This window comes from Mesorhizobium sp. P2_E10 (genome assembly GCF_056404235.1).
Genome location: NZ_JBFUEK010000008.1, coordinates 1 through 16,767, shown reverse-complemented (window position 1 = coordinate 16,767; position 16,767 = coordinate 1). Strand labels below are relative to the sequence as shown.

The following is a 16,767-nucleotide window of genomic DNA, read 5'->3' as shown; positions in this document are numbered from 1 at the left end:
CAGTGTGATGTATCTGGTGCTGGAAGAACCCATTCGCCAAGTTGCCGGAGGATTTCTCAGTCAACCACCCGAAACCTGCCAAATTCAAATCCGCGGGTCGGAATCCACCGTAGACGATTGCCAGTGCCACACGAGTAGGGCGCTGCTGGCGGGCCGCCATGTGCGTTGAACCCGATCGGTCCGTTTGGATTTACTCAGTTTGGCCAATGTCGATTGCTCCGACAAACGAAAAGCACTTACACTGGGCATCAGCGAAATTGGCGAATTGGGGCTTGCCGCTCATGTCGAACCACGCGCGCTTACGGACGGATTCGGGTGTTCTGTTGGGGCTGGACAACGTGCTCCTGCGTACTCTGATGGCGGTTGTCGACACAGGCAGCTTCGTCGGCGCTGCCCGAACAGTGCACCGGACGCCATCGGCCATCAGCATGCAAATGAAGCGGCTCGAAATGCAGATCGGACAGCCGATCTTCGTGCATCAAGGGCGCTCGGTCATGTTGACGTCAGCAGGAGAGGCGCTTCTGACATATGCGCGGCGCGTTCTTGGGATCGCCGAAGAGGCGGTAATGCGTTTCAACCGCCTGTCACATGGACGCCCCGTCCGCCTGGGAATGACGGACGAATATGCCGTTGCATTCCTTCCCTCTGTTCTCGCCAGCTATTCAGCGGCGTACCCGCTGGTGGAGATCAATGTGACCTGCCGTGTGAGCAGCACGCTGTCACGGATGCTGGATGAGGGAGAATTGGATGTAGCGCTCGTAACGGGGGGCGCGACAGATCGAGCGGGATCGCCTGACACGGCCATCCACAGAGACCGGCTTGCGTGGGCCGGCCTCGCACATGGGACGGCCCACCTACGCCGTCCGCTAGGGGTCGCCGTAGGTCCGACGAGTTGTATGTGGCGAAAGTCAGCCATCGATGCGCTCGACGCAGCCGGCATTTCCTATCACGTCATTTGTACAAGCGAGAATCTCGCTGGTCAGCTCGCACCGGTACTGGCTGGGTTGGCGGTTGCGCCGTTGCCGATTGCAGCCTTGTCAGGCGACCTGGCGCCGTTCGGATCGGAGCATGGCCTTCCATCCGTCGGTTACTATGACGTCGCTTTGCGACGCAGCCCTCACGTGGCCCACGACCTGACTTCAGCCGTCATCGACCATGTTGGGGCGTACTTCGCCGCGCGCCAGAGGTCCTAGATCTACGCATCCTAGCGCGACAGAAAGGCCGCGACCGGCACGGTGCGCAGCACCGTGCGCGTCACTCCGCCGAACAACAGCTGGCGCAGCCAGGAGTGGCTGTAGGCGCCGAGCACGAGCAGATCGGCGCCGGTCTCCGTGATCCTGGTCTGGATGACGTCATCGACGGAGATACCGCCCGATTGCAGCACCGAGACGCTGACCGTGGCGCCGTGCCGGGACAGAGCCGCAGCGATCTCGGCGCCGGCGGCCTCCGAATTCTCGTCCAGCGTATCCGGCGGATCGATGACCAGGATGTCGGTCTTCTCGGCTTCGATGATGAAGGGCAGGGCGTCGAAGGCGGCCCGTGCGGCCTCCTTGCTGCCGTTCCAGGCCAGAAGCACGTGCTTGAAGCTGGTGGCGAGCGGACCCGCATGCGGCACCACCAGCACCGGCCGGCCTGCGTCATAGACCAGCGTGTCGACGTCGACGCTCGGGTCGCCGCCGGTGTCGCGCTGCGCGGCGATGATCAGATCGGCGGCGCGGACGCTGGAGATGCCGGTCAGCGCGCTGTCGCCGGAAAAGCTCTCCAGGCTGCGCCATTCGAAGGACAGACCGGAATTCTCGATGTGCTTGAGGAAAACGGCCTGCAGTTTGTCGGCGCGCTCCCGGCTCATGTCGGCGGAAACCTGCAGGAATTCGGTGTCGGGAAAGCCGGTGGCCGAGGTGTAGGGGACAGGAAGCGCTTCGGCGTGGATGCCGATGAGGTGGCTCTGGAAGCGCTCGGCAAGCGGGATGGCGCAGTCGAGCACGCGCTCGGCATCCTGCTCATTCTGCAATATGGCGACGATGGTCTTGAAACGCATGGCAAATCCCTCATTTTGCGACGATCGAAATCGTCTGTGGGAAACGCTACAGCGCCGTGCTTGGTTCCGGTCTGATCCAGATCAACTTGCCGTGCTGGCGAGGCCCGCGACCAAGGCTTCGACATCGGCCCGCGCGGCGTCCAGCGCCTCCTGGCTGCGGGCACGGACGACCAGTTCCGTCCAGAATTTGCCGTCGCCATATTTCGGGTAGGAGCCAATGATGGTGTCCGGGTGGGCCTTCTGGATGTCGCCCAAGGGACCGCCGATCAGGCCTTCGCCGAACGGGCAATGCACCGTTGCCGACAGCATCTTTGTGCCCGCCTTCAGCGTCGGCACGACATTGTCGAGCATGGCCTGGAAGATCGACGGCACGCCGGCCATGACATGGACGTTGCCGACGCGGAAGCCGGGCGCGATGGACACCGGATTGTCGATATGGTCGGCGCCGCGCGGCATGCGCGCCATGCGCTTGCGCGCCTCGGTGTATTCGATGCCGCGCGCGGCGTAGCTTGCTTCCAGCATGGCATAGGCCTTGGCGTCGTATTCGCACGGCACGCCAAAGGCCTTGGAGATCGAATCCGCGGTGATGTCGTCATGGGTAGGGCCGATGCCGCCGGTGGTGAAGACATAGGTATAGCGGGCGCGCACGGCGTTGACCGCGGCGACGATCTCGTCTTCCTCATCGGGAACGATGCGCACTTCCTTCAAGTCGATGCCGATCGCCGTCATGATGTCGGCGAGGTGGCCGATGTTCTTGTCCTTGGTGCGGCCGGACAGAATCTCGTCGCCGATGACGAGCATGGCGGCGGTGACGATTTCAGGCATGGCAAGCTCCGGCAAACGGGTCGACTTGGGCAGACACGGTCGCCCGTGGCAGGCAAGGTCGCCTGAGATAGCGCGACATGGGACCGGCGGCAATGCAGCCTCTAACACGCTCGGCTCCCTTGCGGTCAAACCGGCCGTGGGTGATGGTGCGCGCCGGTCCAGATCCCGGGTGAAGAATGGATCTATCGATTCTGCTGTGGCTGCTCGGCGGCCTGCTGCTGCTGGCGGTCGCCGTGGGCGTCTTTCTGGTGCTGGCGACGTTGTGGATCGCCGCCAAGGCCGAAAGGCTGGTGCCGGCGCGCGGCAAATTCGTCGAGGTCGACGGCAACCGCATCCACTATGTCGAGGAAGGCGAGGGGCGGCCCATCGTCTTCCTGCACGGCATGGGCGCGCAGCTGCATCATTTCCGCCATACGCTGTTCGGCCGCTTTGGCCCGGGATACCGGCTGATCGCACTCGATCGGCCGGGCTCGGGCCATTCGGTGCGGGCCAGGGGCTCCAGCGGGCGCTTGCCCGAACAGGCCGAAATCGTGCGGCACTTCATTGAAGCGCTCGGATTGGAAAAGCCGCTCATCGTCGGCCATTCGCTGGGCGGCGCCATCGCGCTGACGCTGGCGGTGGAGCACCCGCAAGCGATTTCCGGCATCGCCTTGCTGGCGCCGCTGACGCATCTGGAACCGCGTGTGCGGGAAAAATTCGGCTCGCTCTATATCCAGTCGCCGCTGCTGCGCTGGATCATGGCCCACACCGTGGCGATGCCGGCGGGGCTGAGATACGCACGGCGCACGCTGAAATTCGTGTTCGCGCCGCAGATCACGCCGGCCGATTATATGGTGGATGGCGGCGGTTGGTGCGGATTGCGGCCGAGCCATTTCTACGCGACATCAACCGATATCGTCGCGATCGAGCGCGACCTCGGCGGCCTCGAGCAGCGTTACGGCGAGATCGCCATGCCGGCCGGCATTTTCTTCGGAACCGCCGATCGAGTCATCGACATGCGTATCCATGGCGAGCCGATGAAGGACAGGATCGGAGGGCTCGATTTCGAGCCCGTCGAGGGGCTCGGGCACATGCCGCAATTCATCGAGCCGGAACGCGTCACCGCCTTCATCAAGCGCATCGCCGAGCGGGCGTTTGCCAGCCCGATATCACCGCGCGCTCACGGCAATTTCACTGAACCTTTGGGGTGATTGCCGGGTTTACCCGTGTCGCAGCATCGCGACGCAGACACGGAGTAACTTCAATGATCACCAGAATTCTTGCAGCATCGGTTTTGACAATCGGCCTCGCCACTTCGGCGATGGCGCAATCGTCAGGCGTCTATACCTCGCATACCCGGCATCGCCCGGTTGAACAGACGATGACCGTCGATCCGGACACCACCGGCAGCATTACGATGAACCATGATGCGTCCGGTCTGAACACGATGGGCTCCGGGGCGATGGGACCTTGCGCTTCGAACACGCCAGGACCGGACGCCAACGCCGATTCCGGTGTAAACGATCACTATTGCGGCAAGTAATCGGCTGCAGACTTCGACTGACCGGCAGGATGCCTCCAAAGGGTATCCACGGCCGGCAGAGACAAACAAAATCAAAACTAGTCGGAAACTTCGGTCTGTGGCCGGTCGCGGCCGTCGGCCAGTTCATCATGCCATTTGCCATCGGCGTCCTCGTACTGGATGCCGTCGGTCGAGCCAGCGACCTGCTGTTCGGCCGAAGCGATCTCGGCAGCGCGCAGCGCGTCCTGATGATTAGGGAAGGTCTCCGAGAATGTCGAGCCGACCTTGTAGGCCCAGCCCCCGTCGTGCTCGACGATCTTGTAAGTCAGCTTCGCCATGAAGTCCTCCTGGTGAAAAAGCCCCGTTCGTTCAATGCAGCTTGCTGTCGAGCAGCCGGTCGTCGGGAACCAGCACTTCCGATTCCTTGGCCGCTTCGATCAAGGCGCGGCGTGCATCCGCCGTCGAACGATAACCTTCCAGCACTTTGAGGCAAGTGTCGAGGGCATCACGATGCCGGGGGCCGCGATTAAGCGGCCAAACGGTCATCAGGCACTCCGCCGCCTCCTGGGTGCTGCGGATATGGCGATATTTGCCGACATGACCGAGTTCGACCACGACTGGCGTTTCAAAAGGTTTGTTGTCCATCATGGGCGCAACGCAAAACAGCCAATTTGGTTGCAAAAGTGGCCGTCAGCCTGCGCCCAAACGTCTCAGAGCCTGTTTGGAAACTCTGCTCCGGCGGCCACATGACTCGCCGGAGCGACTTTCGAAACAGCGTCTCAGTAGCCGCAATCGTTGCGCAGCCAGCGCGCGTTCGCCCAACCGGTGCCGCCACCGATTTCGACCTGGTACCAGTTTCCGCGGCGGTCGAAGATCTCGGTATGATCGCCGTTGAACAATTGCCCGATCATGCGCGACGACGAATTCGGCCGTGCGCGCACGGCGAGAAAGCCGCTCCCCGTCGCCAGATTGTAGTGGCGGGAAAGGCCGTGCACGGTGCCTTCGCAGTACTGTGCGCCGGCCGGTGTTGATGCGCCAATCCAAAGTCCGGCCACGGCTGTCAGGGCTGCAACCGGCAAGAATGGCTTGAATGACATGATTTCCTCCCAAGCCTCGGCCGCGCCCGCCGCAGCCTCACCCAGCGTAACAGTTTGCGGACAAAATTGAAGCGAGAGCAAACCGTCCAGAACTATGAGCGGCGCCGCGCCGGCATCAGGAGAACGGGCTGGTCAGCCCGCCGCCTTCATCCAATGCTGCATTGTCGTCACCGAACGGGCCAATTGCGGGGCGGGGTGGATTTTCTCGTCGAAAGTGGCGGCCGCGCGCCAGCCCCAGCGCGGATCGGCGAGGAAGGCGCGGGCGAGCGCCACCATGTCGGCGCGGCCATCGGCGATGATCGTCTCGGCCTGCCTGGGATCGTCGATCAGTCCGACGGCGCGTGTCGGGATGCCGGCGCCCTTGCGCACCGCCTCCGCCAGATGCACCTGGTAGCCGGGGCCGGTCGGCAGCTTCTGCAAGGGCGAATTGCCGCCGCTCGAACAGCAGATATAGGCGATGCCAATTTCCTTCAGCGCCTTGGCCACTTCGATCGCGTCCTCGACATCAAAACCGCCATCGACCCAGTCTTTCACCGACAGGCGGGCGCCGAGCATCAGGTCGGGGACGGCCTTGCGCACCGCCTTGGCGATCTCGGTGACAAAGCGCATGCGGTTTTCCAGCGAGCCGCCCCAGCGGTCGGTGCGCTGGTTGGAGAGCGGCGACAGGAACTGGAAGACCAGATAGCCGTGCGCGGCGTGCAGCTCGAGGAAGTCGAAGCCGGCGCGTTCAGCCCGCCTTGCGGCTTGAGCAAAGCGCTCGATGAGCTGCAGGATCTGTTCCTCTTCCAGCGCGTGCGGCACGTTCCAGCCGGTGTCGTAGGCAATGGCCGAGGCCGAGACGGTCTGCCAGGGGTCTTCGCTTGGTTGCAGCGGTCCGCCGCCTTCCCAGGGCTTTCGGTTGGAGGCTTTTCGGCCGGCATGGGCAAGCTGGATGCCGAATTTCGTGGCCGGAGCGGCGACCCGCCTGGCTGCATCCAGCGTGCGCCGGGCCGCCGCCTCGTTGTCGTCGGAATAAAGACCGAGGCAACCATGGGTGATGCGGCCGCGCCGTTCGACATCGGTCATCTCGACGGTGACCATGCCGGCGCCTGACATTGCCAGGTTCATCCAGTGGTAGAGGTGCCAGTCGCTGGCTGAGCCGTTGTCGGCGGAATACTGGCACATCGGCGCCACCGCGATGCGGTTTTGAAAGGTCAGGCCATCAAGCGTGATCGGCTGGAAAAGCGATGTGGTCATCAGAAAACTCCGGGAAGGATGTTGTTATCTAGGCAATGGCGGCTGTCGGCACCAGACACGAGGCGGTGAAACGCTCTTCTGGACCAATCGCTGGCCGGATTGCGGAAACAGCGGTTCGCGGCTACGCCTTGCCGCCGACGCCAAGGAGTTCATCATGGAAGATCGCATTCGCATCCGTTCGGAGGAAGTCCTTTCCGATGACTGGGCGGTTCTGAAAAAGACCGTCCTCGACTATCGCCGGCGTGACGGGCAGTGGGAGACGCAAATCCGCCAGACATACGATCGCGGCGACGGCGCGGTGATCCTGCCTTACGATCCGGCGCGCTCGACGGTGCTTTTGGTCCGGCAGTTCCGCTACCCCGCCTATGTCACCGGCCATCGCGAACCGCTGATCGAGGCCTGCGCCGGCCTGCTCGACGAAAACGATCCGGAGACCGCCATCCGCAAGGAGGCGGAGGAAGAACTCGGCTACCGACTGAAGAGCATCGAACGGCTGTTCGCGCCCTATATGAGCCCAGGCAGCGTGACCGAGCGGCTTTGGTTCTTCATCGCCCGCTACACGCCTGCCGACCGCATCTCGGCCGGTGGCGGCGCGGCCGACGAGGGCGAGGACATCGAGGTTCTGGAAATGTCGCTCGACGACGCGCTGGCCGGCATCTCAGACGGCCGCATCATCGACGCCAAGACGATCATCTTGATCCAGCATTTGAAGCTGAACCCGATTCCTGCGCCGGAGGACTGATTGCTGCAAAGACTTGCGAGACAGGACGCCAATGCACCTGCTCCCGCTTGAGAGCATGCGGCGAGCCGCCGCAGCACCAACGTAAAAAGGGAACGAACCGCTCCGCCATGTGTTAGCAACCCATGATGAACAGATTGGACCCCCACGGTCGCGGGATGGCGGCCGATATTCTGGCGCTGGAACTCGCTAGAGCAAGACAGCGCATTAGCCGAGCCAAACTCGCCCTCGAAAGCGCGGAAGAAATGCTGGACGAGAATTGTGGTGTAGCCGTCAACCTCGCGCTCTGCAGCACGATAAGGTCCGCGCAACGGCGCGTCTTGGAGGCCAGAAAGCGCCTCACGAAGATTGATCCCGCCAGCATGAATTGACCCGGAGCCAACGATGCTCCCGACGTTCAATCTCAAGATCCAGCGAAACGGCGACATGCATCGCGCTGCAAGGCTTGCGATGCTGAGGCACCAAGTGGTCCACCACATCGAGCGCACTGACGCCTCGGCGCAGAAGGTCGAACAAGCGCTGGCCAGGTTCGCTGAGGCAAACGCGCTCGGTGACCGTCTCGCGCCATGGCGTAGGCACTGACAAACTCGCCGGGGTCGGTTAAGTCGAAAACCGACGTCAAAGCTAAATGCGGCCGGTTCGTCGACGCCAAGACGATTATTCTGATCCAGCACCTGGAGCTATGCCCGATGAAGGCCTAGCCGCTCGAAGCTCGGCGGGTAGGTGCCTCACTCGGTAGGCTGCGGACAGATTGGCACGTCCACTTCGCGGATGAAGTTGCGCAATTCTTCCATATCCCCCGACAAAGGCCGATCGTCGGAATAGTGAGCGATATTTTCCCGGACCAGTCGGTAGATGGCGTCGGTACCAGGTGCACGTGCACCGCGTTCAGCCAAAAAATCATGGGCCTGCGCGGCCGCCATGAGTTCGATTGCCAAAATGTATTCAGCGTTGTCGATAACCGCCAGCAGCTTGTTGGCCGCGACGGTTGGGTGGGCCAGAAAGTCCTCTTGCAGGCCGGATGTGACGCCCCCGTCGGTCGCCGCCGGGGCGGCCAGGCGCCGATTGACGTTGCTCAGCGACGTGGCGGTGTATTGGGCAATCATGAAGCCGGAATTGCTGCCGTCCTCATCGGCAAGGAAGGGCGGCAGATTGCTGACAAGTGGATTGACGAGACGGTCGATCCGCCGCTCGCTCATTCCAGCCACCTGCGCCAAGGCAATCGTCAAGCCGTCTGCGGCCTGCCCGAGCGCGGGCGCCACCGCATGCGCCTCTGAAACAACCTGCGGATCCTCCAACGATCCGAATACCGCTGGATTGTCGGTGACGGCTGCCAATTCACGGTCGACCAACTCGGCGGATCGATCCAGCACCTCCCGAGCAGCGCCGTGAACATGCGGCACGGCGCGAAGACTGAGGGCGTCCTGCGTGCGGCTGCCATGGGCAAGCGCGATAAGTTCGCTGCCGTGGAGCCAGCGACGCAACGATCTGCCGACATCCTGAATGCCGGGCGAGGGCCGCATCGCCAGGATTTGCTCGCCAAAGGCCGGCATTTGTGCGCCGGCGGCTTCAAGCGTCAAAGCGGCCGCGGCGTCAGCCCAACCCAGCAAACGCTCCGCGCGTTGCACGGCGATGCTTGTCAGGCCGGTCGCGCATGCCGTGCCATTGACGAGACTGAGGCCCTCTTTCGCGCCAAGCTCCAGGGGCTCCAGACCCATTTCAGCCAGGGCCTCGAGCCCGCTCATGGAGCGGCCTGCCACGGTTGCACTGCCTTCACCGATCAAGACCAGCGCCACATGCGCACTGTGCGTCAAATAGCCGGCCGACCCCCTCGATGGCACGTCGGGAACGCAGTCGCGCTCGATAAAGGTCAGCAGATTGCGAACGATGGTGGGGCTTACGCCCGAATGGCCATGCGCGAAATTCGCCACTTGCGCGGCAATGATGGCGCGCACGCCGCGTCTTGGCACCAGGTCCCCGACGCCGCAAGCGTGACTGCGAATGATGTTGCGCGACAGTTTCTTTTGCAGGGCAGGCGCCACAATCTTGCTTGCCAATGCGCCGACCCCGGTATTGACGCCATAGGCGCGGATGCCTTTTTCGACGATGGAAGCAACGATCTGGTTTGCAAAGGCGATCCTCTCCCACGCTGCTGGACTGAGTGCCAGGGATTCGCCTTCGCTCACTTGCGCGATGTCGCGCCAGCTGGCGTTTTTGTCTATCGTTATTGTCATTGGTCGTTCCGAAATGGCGGACGCGCAAGCGCTGTTGGCTCGCGCGAAGGCGGGGTGAGAACCTTGCTTTTGGCTCCGCACCGTACAGCTTCGCCGCTATGCATAGTGGCGACGGAATTGCCGGCTGATGCGACTGGAGCGACCTCGCGGGGGATAAACCGGGTCAAGGACGGCAAAGTTGTCGAACGCCGGGAGGCCGCCGCCGCCAGAGCAGGCTTGCAATCCTGTCTGGCTCTATTACCAGTGGCGGCCACGCGGACGTGGCGGAATTGGTAGACGCAAGGGACTTAAAATCCCTCGATCTATGATCGTACGGGTTCGATTCCCGTCGTCCGCACCACGTTGAAATCACACGACTATTAGCTTTCTATCGACTTACTGGATACCCTAAAAAACTTGCTTCTGGGTAGCCGTAGGGGTAGCCGCCCAATCAAAAAGCCTCGCCATTTTTGCGGCAGCGCTTACCGTCGGGTGCCAATTGCGGTGCTAAGTCGTTCTCTCGACTAGGCCCGGCGCACGCGACATTATGGCCGGTGGCGTCGCAAGTCAGTTTCGGGCAAGTGCCCCCTCATACAAACGACCATCCTCCGAGTCTTATTTGACTTGGGAACCCAACGAAGTATAGCTTCATTGTCAGGGGGAAGGAGGAAGCACATGCAACCTCAGCAAACGGCCGTGGAAATGTTCGAGGATATGGCGCGGCGCGGCGTCTTCGTTCCAGCTTTGCAGAACGAAGTTTTCACGCTTCCGACCATGCTTACGGCAGTGCCAGCTATTACAACATATAGCACGCCAGCAGCCCCACTCGGGATGGGGACTGACAATGCCGGATTGGAAGAACGTTCTTGGAGAAATCGCGGTAGAGCAATCGAAGCAGACTGAGTCTGCGTTCGATCTCGTACGCCGACGATATCTCAGACAGCTCTTCGAGCATACTGGCAGGAATGTCATCGCCTACTACTCTGGCTTTTTGACAAAGCCGAGGGTCGAAGGCACCGAAATAACTGAAGATGACAAAAACGGGTTCATGCTTTGCATCCATGAGCTCGATAGGTCCAAGGGCCTCGATCTGATACTCCACACGCCTGGCGGGAGTGTAGCCGCGACCGAATCGATAGTGGCCTACCTGATGGAAATGTTTGGCCGCGACGTGCGCGCGATAGTGCCACAATTGGCAATGTCGGCCGGCACGATGATCGCATGTTCCTGCAAAGAAATCCTGATGGGCAAGCACTCTAGCCTCGGCCCGGTGGATCCGCATTTCAACGGAATCCCGGCAGTAGGTGTTCTCGAGGAAATCAAACGGGCTCATGAACAGATCGCGGCCGACCCGTCGTACATCGCCATCTGGCAGCCTATTCTATCCCGGTTGACACCGTCATTCGTCCAACAATGCCATTGGGCGGTTGAGAGATCACAAGCGTTCGTCGAAGAAGCGCTCTGCGCCAACATGTTTCATGGACTGAGAAAGAAGCCGCGTCTCGCTGCGGCTGCCGGAGTTCGCGAAAAGCTGACGAATCTGGGAGAAAACAAGGGACATGATAGGCACTTTCACATTAATGAGTGCCGGAAAATGGGTTTGCACGTCGCTGCGCTTGAAAATGACAACCGTCTGCAGGATCTCGTTCTCACTATCCACCACTGTTACATGCACACGTTGGCCAACACGCAGGCGTTCAAGATCGTCGAGAACCATGACGGCAAAGCTACGGTTCGCCAACAGTTGGCGGTCATGCAAATGCCAATGGGAGCGGTACAAAACTGACGATCCACTAATCGTTCCGCGTCCAAAATGAAAAGCCCGCCACCGTGAGGCAGCGGGCTGGGTCCGCCAATTGGCGGAGGCTCGGTTTACTTGCGGCCCTCATGACTGGCGAGAGCTTCGTGGACGGGTTCGAGCAGCGCCTGTGCCAACTGAAGCCCGGTCCCTATGGCGTCCGCGAGCCCTAAGGTATTGCCGCCTCCGTTCTGGATCGCCCAAGAGGCAGCTTCGCAAAGGTGGATGATGGCCAATGCCTCGCAGCTGCAGGCCATGATATCTGCCGCCGTCATATCGCGGTGATCGACAAAGCGGCTCATGATAGCACCATCTGGATTTCCCGAAGGCGCTGTATTGCCTGTTCGGCCATAGGAGCAGCGGCGGGGTCGCGCTCGTCGCCCGTACACATTTCATCCTCGTTGCGGGAGTGGTCGGTTTCGTCGCCGTTCAACTCAGTGTCGCCGCCGTCCTCCAGATCGCAATCGTCGGCCTCGCGGTCATCGTTGGCGCCGCCGGCGGCAGGACCGCGTTCTGTCCAGCCGAGCGACGGCTCGTCATCATCTGTGCTTTCCAGATCGCAGTCGGCTTGCATGAGGTCGAGCGCCGTGATGAGGCTCATTGCGCGGTCTAGAAGGTCGTTGAGGCGCTTCTCGACCGACTGGCGCCATTCGCGCGGGTTCATCCCCTTCGGCATCCCCAGGGGCTTGAGAGAGGCATGAGCGTTCATCGCCGCGCCTCCTCGCTCTTGATGATGCGTTCGGCACGGTCGGAAAGCTGGTTCGCGGTGCGCAAAAGCAGAAGCGCGAAGCGTAGGCGGATGACACGGCAAGCGGCGGGCATAGCTCCGCCAGGTGCCGGAACATGGGTGTTCCGCATTGGAAAACTCCAGTAGATGTTGCGTTCAGTTACGACCGTATGTAAAACATACAGGCGTTCGCATTGTCAATTGGAATAGGAACACCTGTATGCATGAAGCGCCTTTGACGCCGGAAGCAAACCGCGCCGCGCGAGCGATCCTGAAATGGTCAGTGCGCGATCTCGCAAGCGCCGCAGGCATCGCCTTTACGACTGTGCATAGGTTCGAGAGCACCGGGGTTGCGACCGAGACCACAAAGGCGAAGATTGTCGCTGCCTATGCCGCGCACAACGTCGATATCACGAATGGCGAAGGCACCGGTGCAAGGCTCAGGAAACCATGAAACTCCAAGCGACGGCCCATCACGAGGCAGGCCACGCCGTGGTTGCCTTCCTACTCGGGTTTAGGGTCACGAGCGCAACTATCGTCCCTGGCTCCGACTATGCCGGGATGGTCGTTTATCGCCCAAGGGGAAAGGTCGACCTCAAAAGCGCTACCGCCGTCATGCGGATCAAGGCGGAGGATTGGATCATCTCGATTCTGGCAGGCGATATAGCGCAGCGCAGATATGATCCGCGTTCGTCCCGGCACTGGCACGGTACGGCGGACCGCTCGCACGCGACCGATATAGCCTTGAGTTTGTGCGGCAGTGGAGAAAGCGCCACCGCCTATCTCGCGTGGTTGTCGATCAGGACCAAAGACATGGTTCATGGTCGGTGGCCGATTGTCGAGAAGATTGCCACCCTGCTGCTGGAACGGAAGACGATCAGCGGTGACGAACTGCGCGCCGCGATCCTGCCGGCACCCCGCCAACTGACAAAATCCCCTCACCGTGGGGATTAGGATGGAACCGCCTAGCCTGTTTACCAGTTGACAAGGTGCGTAGTTTACATACTTATGCCGGGCATGCATACAGTATCAGAACTGAAAGCTTTCCGCCGGGCGGCGCAGGCAGCCGGGATGTCCGATGAGGACATCGAGGACTTCGTCGACCACATTGCAGCGAACCCTGATGATGGCGAAGAGATCGTCGGCACGGGCGGCTGCCGGAAGGTAAGGTTTTCGATTCGTGGCAATAACAAAGGCAAAAGCGGAGGCGTTCGCACGATCACATTCTACACAGGTTCCGAGCTCCCGGTCTTTTTGATCACGGTGTTCGGGAAGAGCCAGAAGGTCAATCTTTCCAAAGCGGAACGCAATGGGCTGAGGAAGCTGACAGAGGCAATTGTGGAAGAATATGCGCGACGCGTCCAACCGCTAGCCGCAAGTGGAGAAAGAGCATGAGCAAAAAGGTATTCGATCAGATCGCGGAGGGCCTGCAGGAAGCGCTTGCCGTCGCACGCGGCGAGGCCGAGCCCTATAAGCTTCATGTACCTGCCGAGATCGACGTTAAGGCGATCCGCTCGAAGACGGGTCTTTCGCAGAAGGATTTCGCCTCGACGTTTGGTTTTGGCTTCGATCAGCTTAAGCAGTGGGAACAAGGTCGTTCGCGGCCGGTGCAGGCAATGCGTGCCTATCTGCTACTGATCAACTCTAGGCCTGTCGAGATGGTGCACGCACTTCGCGCCCTTCACAGCGAGATTGTGAACGAGCCGCCGGCACGTAAGGTCGGCTGACAATAAGACATTCAACCCCGGCCTCGCGCCGGGGTTTTCGGTTACCTTCCAAAGTAACGGGTTTCAGTTCGTGGCGCCGACACGCAGGAAGCCGTTGCGCGATAAGGTCGGTTAGCTGGCGGGCAAGCCCGACATGACGCTACGTCAAGAATCAGATATCGCTAAAGTGCGGCGGACTTGGTGAAATGGCCCCGGCGCATTCACCCTGGCGCCGGGGCCTATTCGTCTAGCGCCGCTGGTCAGGCGTCACGGCATGGTTGGTGAAGGCGAGATTTCGGTCACCTCGTCCGGCCTCGCGGCATTGTTGGCAGAACAGCACCTTGATCAGATCCCAGTGCATGCAGCCGTGATCTTCGCCCAACCGGTCGACGAGCGCCTGGACATCGAGCTTCACGTTTCGATGGCAGGTCATGCAGTCGACCGAAAGCCCCGTTCCGGCCTGCAGCTTCTTGCCGAGCGTGTCCTCGACGAAGGGGTATTTCATTGTCATGGGAATGGCGAACTCCGTTTGAGGGGGATCGCCGCAACGGAGGATTATATTCCTGAAACTGGTGGCGATAGCAAGCCGGGTTGCACTCGGCTGAGGCTGCGCGAGGCTGGCATCACGAATTGCTAATATCGCGAGCCCACAGAAAAATCTTTACCAAAGAGCTTTCGCATCTTGGCCCCATGACTGCTTTCCTTCGTTTGCACTGCCGGTAGTTTCACAAGCGCCAACCGAAAGCTTCTCAACCTTACATCCGCCCGCCCATTTTGCGTCACACGAAGACACCGAGACCTTAAATCGCCTGTTGCAGGTATTGACTAACCGATAGTTATGCCAGTGACCACTTGTGCCCCGCTGTTCAAGCGACACGCATTGGTGAGGGTCACTTCCAGACCCGCATCGGGGCGCTGTTTCCTTTGATCGACCCTGCTTACCAACACTACCACCATTTGGCGTCGGGGGAGCTCCAACGCGCGTGGCAACACCTGGACCTATCAGCTTATTGCCATCGGGCGAGAGTGTCGCTGTCCAGGTCTGTCCATCCGGATTGCTGAAAATGTATTTGTCTCCATCGCAGGTCCAAGTTTGAGATTTGACACCCGTACTAGGCGTAGCGGTACCGTCGGCGTGGACCTCGGTAGATCCCCCAAAGGATGATTTCCACGTACCAACGAACTTATCGCGGCAGCTTGCCGGCGGGCCCGCTAAGGCTACAACGACTGATCCCGCCACAATGACTAAGCCTAGAAAAAGCTGCTTCATTACTGCCCCCATGTATTGCCAAAAGGGTTGTAACACAGGATTGACGCCGCGCCAGAGCCTCACCAGCGCGCGTTCCGTAGGCCGCTGTCCTACAGTGTGGAAGCGCTCCGAACGTCCTGGCGAGTCCTTGTGCAGGCGCTGCGATGGTGATTTGGTGCTCGCCTCAATTTGAGGGGGGGGTCGATGGCATCGATTGTGGGCGTTGCGACAACATTGGTTGACCATGTCAGCGGCTACCGCATGGGGCAGCAACTGCTCGGTCTAACGCGGTGCCCTCAATGTTCGATCGCCGCGCCAACGCTGGCGCGCGTCTGGGGCAGCGAAGGCCCCACAGTGCGCAGAGATGGAGGGGTGCCCCGTCACTGGGCAACCTACCTCTGCATTTCTTGCGGTTCGGCGGTGTCTGCTACCGGCGTCCATGACGGTGGCGCCAAGTTCATCGGCGTTCAGCTTTTCCCGGAGCCGAAACAGGCTCATGAAGACATTCCGCCAGTTGCTCGGCAATATCTTCAGCAGGCATACGACACGCTACACGCGCCAGACGCCGCCGCTGTCATGGCTGGAAGTGCAGTCGACGCCATGCTGAAGGAGAAGGGCCTGACGAAGGGAAGTCTCTACGACAGGATCGATGAAGCGCTTGCGGCCAATCTTCTGACAAAGGAAATGGCTGAGTGGGCGCATTCTGTTCGATTGGGCTCCAACCGCCCCAGGCATGCCGACGCCTCGCGTCCGCATGTTTTGCCCGACGAGGCAAAGCAATCCGTGGACTTCGCGGAGGCACTTGGGAATTTCCTGTTTGTCCTTAGTGCCAAGATTACACGTGGCATCGCAGCAGCTACCGGCGCCACACCACCATGATAAATTGGTTGCGCAGGTCCTGCGCGCATGGCGTCAGTATAGAGCTATGGCAGTCAGTCCGCCAAGCCGGCATTGTGATGCACGATCGCGTCGAGAATTGCCTGATAGACACTGCCGGTGTCTTCCTCGATTTCCACGCTGCTAATGCCGATCGCCTTGGCGTCAGCGAACAGGTTTTGCGTCAGTTCGGCGACTGAGATGATGTCGGCGCCGACCGTTTCGGGGACGTTGCTGGAAATCCACTTGTGAAGGAAGTTGGTGCCGCGTGTGCTCATGGGCAGATAAAGCGCGCGCCGTAAGTTAGGTTCCGCTCATCTTGGTTGGCGCTGGATTGCAGAGCCCTTACCATTAGCGTACCCTAATTTATTGGAGCAACAGGGGAGAGGGCTAATGGGGAAGCATCTGTGGCTGGGCTTGATGGTAGCGTGCTCAGGAATGCTTTTGAGCAGCATGGCCGATGCAAAAGCCTTTAAAAGCTTCCAAGGCAAAGAGTGCAGAAACGACTACAAACCCCGCGGGTCACTTCAAATTCCTCCATGTAGGGTCAGTCAAAATCCCCCACCCGCAAGACAGGACAGAAGTGGACTTGTTAGTTTGACTTTGTTTCCCGAGCAAGGGCTTCAGCGGCCTCTTTGAGGCGATAGCTGCGTCCATCGAACTCAAGCAGATGGCAATGATGCATCAGCCGATCGAGTATCGTCGTGCTCATGGTGTTGTCTCGCAGATATGTCCCCCAGTCCTGCACGACCCGATTGGAGG

25 protein-coding genes and 1 tRNA gene are annotated in these 16,767 nt (G+C 60.6%); 13 read left to right on the top strand and 13 right to left on the bottom strand.

The genetic code is table 11. The features are described from left to right. Positions 1–281 precede the first annotated feature (281 nt). Positions 282–1,193, top strand: a complete 912-nt coding sequence (locus AC1D0N_RS21030; protein WP_477247256.1) for a LysR family transcriptional regulator — start codon at positions 282–284, stop codon at positions 1,191–1,193. Between the two features lie 11 nt (positions 1,194–1,204). Here the strand turns inward: AC1D0N_RS21030 and AC1D0N_RS21025 are convergent, their stop codons facing one another. Together AC1D0N_RS21025 and AC1D0N_RS21020 are read right to left on the bottom strand one after the other, a co-directional pair. Continuing rightward, entirely contained in the window at positions 1,205–2,038 is an 834-nt protein-coding gene (locus AC1D0N_RS21025; RefSeq protein ID WP_477247254.1) for a universal stress protein, read from the bottom strand. A gap of 81 nt (positions 2,039–2,119) precedes the next feature. Further along, on the bottom strand, positions 2,120–2,863 hold the full coding sequence (locus tag AC1D0N_RS21020; protein WP_477247252.1) for a competence/damage-inducible protein A: 744 nt from the start codon (positions 2,861–2,863) through the stop codon (positions 2,120–2,122). Between the two features lie 176 nt (positions 2,864–3,039). Between AC1D0N_RS21020 and AC1D0N_RS21015 the strand changes: the two genes are divergently transcribed. Together AC1D0N_RS21015 and AC1D0N_RS21010 are read left to right on the top strand one after the other, a co-directional pair. Beyond that, on the top strand, positions 3,040–4,053 hold the full coding sequence (locus AC1D0N_RS21015) for an alpha/beta fold hydrolase (RefSeq protein WP_477247250.1): 1,014 nt from the start codon (positions 3,040–3,042) through the stop codon (positions 4,051–4,053). A 53-nt stretch (positions 4,054–4,106) separates the two neighbouring features. Further along, positions 4,107–4,385 carry a hypothetical protein gene (locus tag AC1D0N_RS21010; protein ID WP_477247248.1) on the top strand — a complete coding sequence of 93 codons (279 nt, stop codon included), beginning with the start codon at positions 4,107–4,109 and terminating at the stop codon, positions 4,383–4,385. Positions 4,386–4,462: 77 nt separating this feature from the next. Here the strand turns inward: AC1D0N_RS21010 and AC1D0N_RS21005 are convergent, their stop codons facing one another. From AC1D0N_RS21005 to AC1D0N_RS20990, 4 genes are all read right to left on the bottom strand, one after another. Beyond that, a complete protein-coding gene (locus tag AC1D0N_RS21005) occupies positions 4,463–4,702 on the bottom strand; it encodes a DUF2188 domain-containing protein (RefSeq protein ID WP_477247246.1) in 240 nt (79 codons plus the stop codon). A gap of 31 nt (positions 4,703–4,733) precedes the next feature. Then, on the bottom strand, positions 4,734–5,012 hold the full coding sequence (locus AC1D0N_RS21000; protein WP_477247244.1) for a DUF982 domain-containing protein: 279 nt from the start codon (positions 5,010–5,012) through the stop codon (positions 4,734–4,736). 131 nt (positions 5,013–5,143) lie between these two features. Continuing rightward, positions 5,144–5,461 carry an SH3 domain-containing protein gene (locus tag AC1D0N_RS20995; RefSeq protein ID WP_477247242.1) on the bottom strand — a complete coding sequence of 106 codons (318 nt, stop codon included), beginning with the start codon at positions 5,459–5,461 and terminating at the stop codon, positions 5,144–5,146. 132 nt (positions 5,462–5,593) lie between these two features. Then, a complete protein-coding gene (locus tag AC1D0N_RS20990; protein ID WP_477247241.1) occupies positions 5,594–6,697 on the bottom strand; it encodes an NADH:flavin oxidoreductase/NADH oxidase in 1,104 nt (367 codons plus the stop codon). A 154-nt stretch (positions 6,698–6,851) separates the two neighbouring features. On the opposite strand from AC1D0N_RS20990, the gene AC1D0N_RS20985 reads away from it, so the two are divergent. The 3 genes from AC1D0N_RS20985 (at position 6,852) to AC1D0N_RS20975 (ending at position 8,018) form a co-directional block, all read left to right on the top strand. After that, complete coding sequence (locus AC1D0N_RS20985; protein ID WP_477247239.1) at positions 6,852–7,439, top strand: NUDIX domain-containing protein; 588 nt, start codon at positions 6,852–6,854, stop codon at positions 7,437–7,439. 125 nt (positions 7,440–7,564) lie between these two features. Further along, complete coding sequence (locus AC1D0N_RS20980) at positions 7,565–7,807, top strand: hypothetical protein (protein ID WP_477247237.1); 243 nt, start codon at positions 7,565–7,567, stop codon at positions 7,805–7,807. A gap of 13 nt (positions 7,808–7,820) precedes the next feature. Beyond that, positions 7,821–8,018, top strand: a complete 198-nt coding sequence (locus tag AC1D0N_RS20975) for a hypothetical protein (RefSeq protein ID WP_477247236.1) — start codon at positions 7,821–7,823, stop codon at positions 8,016–8,018. 146 nt (positions 8,019–8,164) lie between these two features. Here AC1D0N_RS20975 and AC1D0N_RS20970 read toward each other — a convergent pair whose 3' ends face one another. Further along, on the bottom strand, positions 8,165–9,670 hold the full coding sequence (locus tag AC1D0N_RS20970; protein ID WP_477247234.1) for an HAL/PAL/TAL family ammonia-lyase: 1,506 nt from the start codon (positions 9,668–9,670) through the stop codon (positions 8,165–8,167). Positions 9,671–9,924: 254 nt separating this feature from the next. Here AC1D0N_RS20970 and AC1D0N_RS20965 point away from each other — a divergent pair. Further along, positions 9,925–10,010, top strand: a tRNA-Leu gene (locus AC1D0N_RS20965). A 483-nt stretch (positions 10,011–10,493) separates the two neighbouring features. Continuing rightward, complete coding sequence (locus tag AC1D0N_RS20960) at positions 10,494–11,435, top strand: SDH family Clp fold serine proteinase (protein WP_477247232.1); 942 nt, start codon at positions 10,494–10,496, stop codon at positions 11,433–11,435. Positions 11,436–11,521: 86 nt separating this feature from the next. Here the strand turns inward: AC1D0N_RS20960 and AC1D0N_RS20955 are convergent, their stop codons facing one another. Genes AC1D0N_RS20955 through AC1D0N_RS20945 form a run of 3 tightly spaced genes read right to left on the bottom strand, consistent with a single transcriptional unit; the run spans position 11,522 to position 12,305 of the window. Beyond that, positions 11,522–11,749, bottom strand: a complete 228-nt coding sequence (locus tag AC1D0N_RS20955) for a hypothetical protein (protein ID WP_477247230.1) — start codon at positions 11,747–11,749, stop codon at positions 11,522–11,524. Continuing rightward, the gene (locus AC1D0N_RS20950) at positions 11,746–12,156 is read right to left on the bottom strand and encodes a hypothetical protein (protein WP_477247228.1); all 411 of its coding nucleotides are present in this window, start codon (positions 12,154–12,156) and stop codon (positions 11,746–11,748) included. The genes AC1D0N_RS20955 and AC1D0N_RS20950 overlap by 4 nt, the downstream gene beginning before the upstream one ends. Continuing rightward, positions 12,153–12,305, bottom strand: a complete 153-nt coding sequence (locus AC1D0N_RS20945; protein ID WP_477247227.1) for a hypothetical protein — start codon at positions 12,303–12,305, stop codon at positions 12,153–12,155. Before AC1D0N_RS20945 ends, AC1D0N_RS20950 begins: the two co-directional genes overlap by 4 nt. An 89-nt stretch (positions 12,306–12,394) precedes the next feature. Between AC1D0N_RS20945 and AC1D0N_RS20940 the strand changes: the two genes are divergently transcribed. Genes AC1D0N_RS20940 through AC1D0N_RS20925 form a run of 4 tightly spaced genes read left to right on the top strand, consistent with a single transcriptional unit; the run spans position 12,395 to position 13,901 of the window. Next, positions 12,395–12,628 carry a helix-turn-helix domain-containing protein gene (locus tag AC1D0N_RS20940; RefSeq protein ID WP_477247225.1) on the top strand — a complete coding sequence of 78 codons (234 nt, stop codon included), beginning with the start codon at positions 12,395–12,397 and terminating at the stop codon, positions 12,626–12,628. Then, on the top strand, positions 12,625–13,128 hold the full coding sequence (locus AC1D0N_RS20935; protein WP_477247223.1) for a hypothetical protein: 504 nt from the start codon (positions 12,625–12,627) through the stop codon (positions 13,126–13,128). Before AC1D0N_RS20940 ends, AC1D0N_RS20935 begins: the two co-directional genes overlap by 4 nt. Before the next feature lie 54 nt (positions 13,129–13,182). Continuing rightward, positions 13,183–13,569 (top strand): type II toxin-antitoxin system RelE/ParE family toxin, encoded by a 387-nt coding sequence (locus AC1D0N_RS20930; protein WP_477247221.1) that lies wholly within the window; start codon positions 13,183–13,185, stop codon positions 13,567–13,569. Then, on the top strand, positions 13,566–13,901 hold the full coding sequence (locus AC1D0N_RS20925) for a helix-turn-helix domain-containing protein (protein WP_477247219.1): 336 nt from the start codon (positions 13,566–13,568) through the stop codon (positions 13,899–13,901). The genes AC1D0N_RS20930 and AC1D0N_RS20925 overlap by 4 nt, the downstream gene beginning before the upstream one ends. Positions 13,902–14,127: 226 nt before the next feature. On the opposite strand, the gene AC1D0N_RS20920 is transcribed toward AC1D0N_RS20925, so the two are convergent. Beyond that, positions 14,128–14,391: a hypothetical protein gene (locus AC1D0N_RS20920; RefSeq protein WP_477247217.1), complete on the bottom strand. Its 264-nt coding sequence runs from the start codon at positions 14,389–14,391 to the stop codon at positions 14,128–14,130. Between the two features lie 942 nt (positions 14,392–15,333). On the opposite strand from AC1D0N_RS20920, the gene AC1D0N_RS20915 reads away from it, so the two are divergent. Continuing rightward, entirely contained in the window at positions 15,334–16,008 is a 675-nt protein-coding gene (locus AC1D0N_RS20915) for a DUF4145 domain-containing protein (RefSeq protein ID WP_477247215.1), read from the top strand. Positions 16,009–16,061: 53 nt separating this feature from the next. Here the strand turns inward: AC1D0N_RS20915 and AC1D0N_RS20910 are convergent, their stop codons facing one another. Both AC1D0N_RS20910 and AC1D0N_RS20905 read right to left on the bottom strand, forming a co-directional pair. Next, positions 16,062–16,283 carry a DUF768 domain-containing protein gene (locus AC1D0N_RS20910; RefSeq protein ID WP_477247213.1) on the bottom strand — a complete coding sequence of 74 codons (222 nt, stop codon included), beginning with the start codon at positions 16,281–16,283 and terminating at the stop codon, positions 16,062–16,064. Between the two features lie 314 nt (positions 16,284–16,597). Beyond that, positions 16,598–16,767 (bottom strand): ATP-binding protein (locus tag AC1D0N_RS20905; RefSeq protein ID WP_477243127.1); only part of this gene is annotated, 170 nt, incomplete at its 5' end.

What these genes read in the sequence shown, in the direction of transcription:
- AC1D0N_RS21030 (WP_477247256.1), top strand. Translation starts at nt 282, where the DNA reads ATGTCGAACCACGCGCGCTTACGGACGGATTCGGGTGTTCTGTTGGGG.
- AC1D0N_RS21025 (WP_477247254.1), bottom strand. Translation starts at nt 2,038, where the DNA reads ATGCGTTTCAAGACCATCGTCGCCATATTGCAGAATGAGCAGGATGCC.
- AC1D0N_RS21020 (WP_477247252.1), bottom strand. Translation starts at nt 2,863, where the DNA reads ATGCCTGAAATCGTCACCGCCGCCATGCTCGTCATCGGCGACGAGATT.
- AC1D0N_RS21015 (WP_477247250.1), top strand. Translation starts at nt 3,040, where the DNA reads ATGGATCTATCGATTCTGCTGTGGCTGCTCGGCGGCCTGCTGCTGCTG.
- AC1D0N_RS21010 (WP_477247248.1), top strand. Translation starts at nt 4,107, where the DNA reads ATGATCACCAGAATTCTTGCAGCATCGGTTTTGACAATCGGCCTCGCC.
- AC1D0N_RS21005 (WP_477247246.1), bottom strand. Translation starts at nt 4,702, where the DNA reads ATGGCGAAGCTGACTTACAAGATCGTCGAGCACGACGGGGGCTGGGCC.
- AC1D0N_RS21000 (WP_477247244.1), bottom strand. Translation starts at nt 5,012, where the DNA reads ATGATGGACAACAAACCTTTTGAAACGCCAGTCGTGGTCGAACTCGGT.
- AC1D0N_RS20995 (WP_477247242.1), bottom strand. Translation starts at nt 5,461, where the DNA reads ATGTCATTCAAGCCATTCTTGCCGGTTGCAGCCCTGACAGCCGTGGCC.
- AC1D0N_RS20990 (WP_477247241.1), bottom strand. Translation starts at nt 6,697, where the DNA reads ATGACCACATCGCTTTTCCAGCCGATCACGCTTGATGGCCTGACCTTT.
- AC1D0N_RS20985 (WP_477247239.1), top strand. Translation starts at nt 6,852, where the DNA reads ATGGAAGATCGCATTCGCATCCGTTCGGAGGAAGTCCTTTCCGATGAC.
- AC1D0N_RS20980 (WP_477247237.1), top strand. Translation starts at nt 7,565, where the DNA reads ATGAACAGATTGGACCCCCACGGTCGCGGGATGGCGGCCGATATTCTG.
- AC1D0N_RS20975 (WP_477247236.1), top strand. Translation starts at nt 7,821, where the DNA reads ATGCTCCCGACGTTCAATCTCAAGATCCAGCGAAACGGCGACATGCAT.
- AC1D0N_RS20970 (WP_477247234.1), bottom strand. Translation starts at nt 9,670, where the DNA reads ATGACAATAACGATAGACAAAAACGCCAGCTGGCGCGACATCGCGCAA.
- AC1D0N_RS20960 (WP_477247232.1), top strand. Translation starts at nt 10,494, where the DNA reads ATGCCGGATTGGAAGAACGTTCTTGGAGAAATCGCGGTAGAGCAATCG.
- AC1D0N_RS20955 (WP_477247230.1), bottom strand. Translation starts at nt 11,749, where the DNA reads ATGAGCCGCTTTGTCGATCACCGCGATATGACGGCGGCAGATATCATG.
- AC1D0N_RS20950 (WP_477247228.1), bottom strand. Translation starts at nt 12,156, where the DNA reads ATGAACGCTCATGCCTCTCTCAAGCCCCTGGGGATGCCGAAGGGGATG.
- AC1D0N_RS20945 (WP_477247227.1), bottom strand. Translation starts at nt 12,305, where the DNA reads ATGCGGAACACCCATGTTCCGGCACCTGGCGGAGCTATGCCCGCCGCT.
- AC1D0N_RS20940 (WP_477247225.1), top strand. Translation starts at nt 12,395, where the DNA reads ATGCATGAAGCGCCTTTGACGCCGGAAGCAAACCGCGCCGCGCGAGCG.
- AC1D0N_RS20935 (WP_477247223.1), top strand. Translation starts at nt 12,625, where the DNA reads ATGAAACTCCAAGCGACGGCCCATCACGAGGCAGGCCACGCCGTGGTT.
- AC1D0N_RS20930 (WP_477247221.1), top strand. Translation starts at nt 13,183, where the DNA reads ATGCCGGGCATGCATACAGTATCAGAACTGAAAGCTTTCCGCCGGGCG.
- AC1D0N_RS20925 (WP_477247219.1), top strand. Translation starts at nt 13,566, where the DNA reads ATGAGCAAAAAGGTATTCGATCAGATCGCGGAGGGCCTGCAGGAAGCG.
- AC1D0N_RS20920 (WP_477247217.1), bottom strand. Translation starts at nt 14,391, where the DNA reads ATGACAATGAAATACCCCTTCGTCGAGGACACGCTCGGCAAGAAGCTG.
- AC1D0N_RS20915 (WP_477247215.1), top strand. Translation starts at nt 15,334, where the DNA reads ATGGCATCGATTGTGGGCGTTGCGACAACATTGGTTGACCATGTCAGC.
- AC1D0N_RS20910 (WP_477247213.1), bottom strand. Translation starts at nt 16,283, where the DNA reads ATGAGCACACGCGGCACCAACTTCCTTCACAAGTGGATTTCCAGCAAC.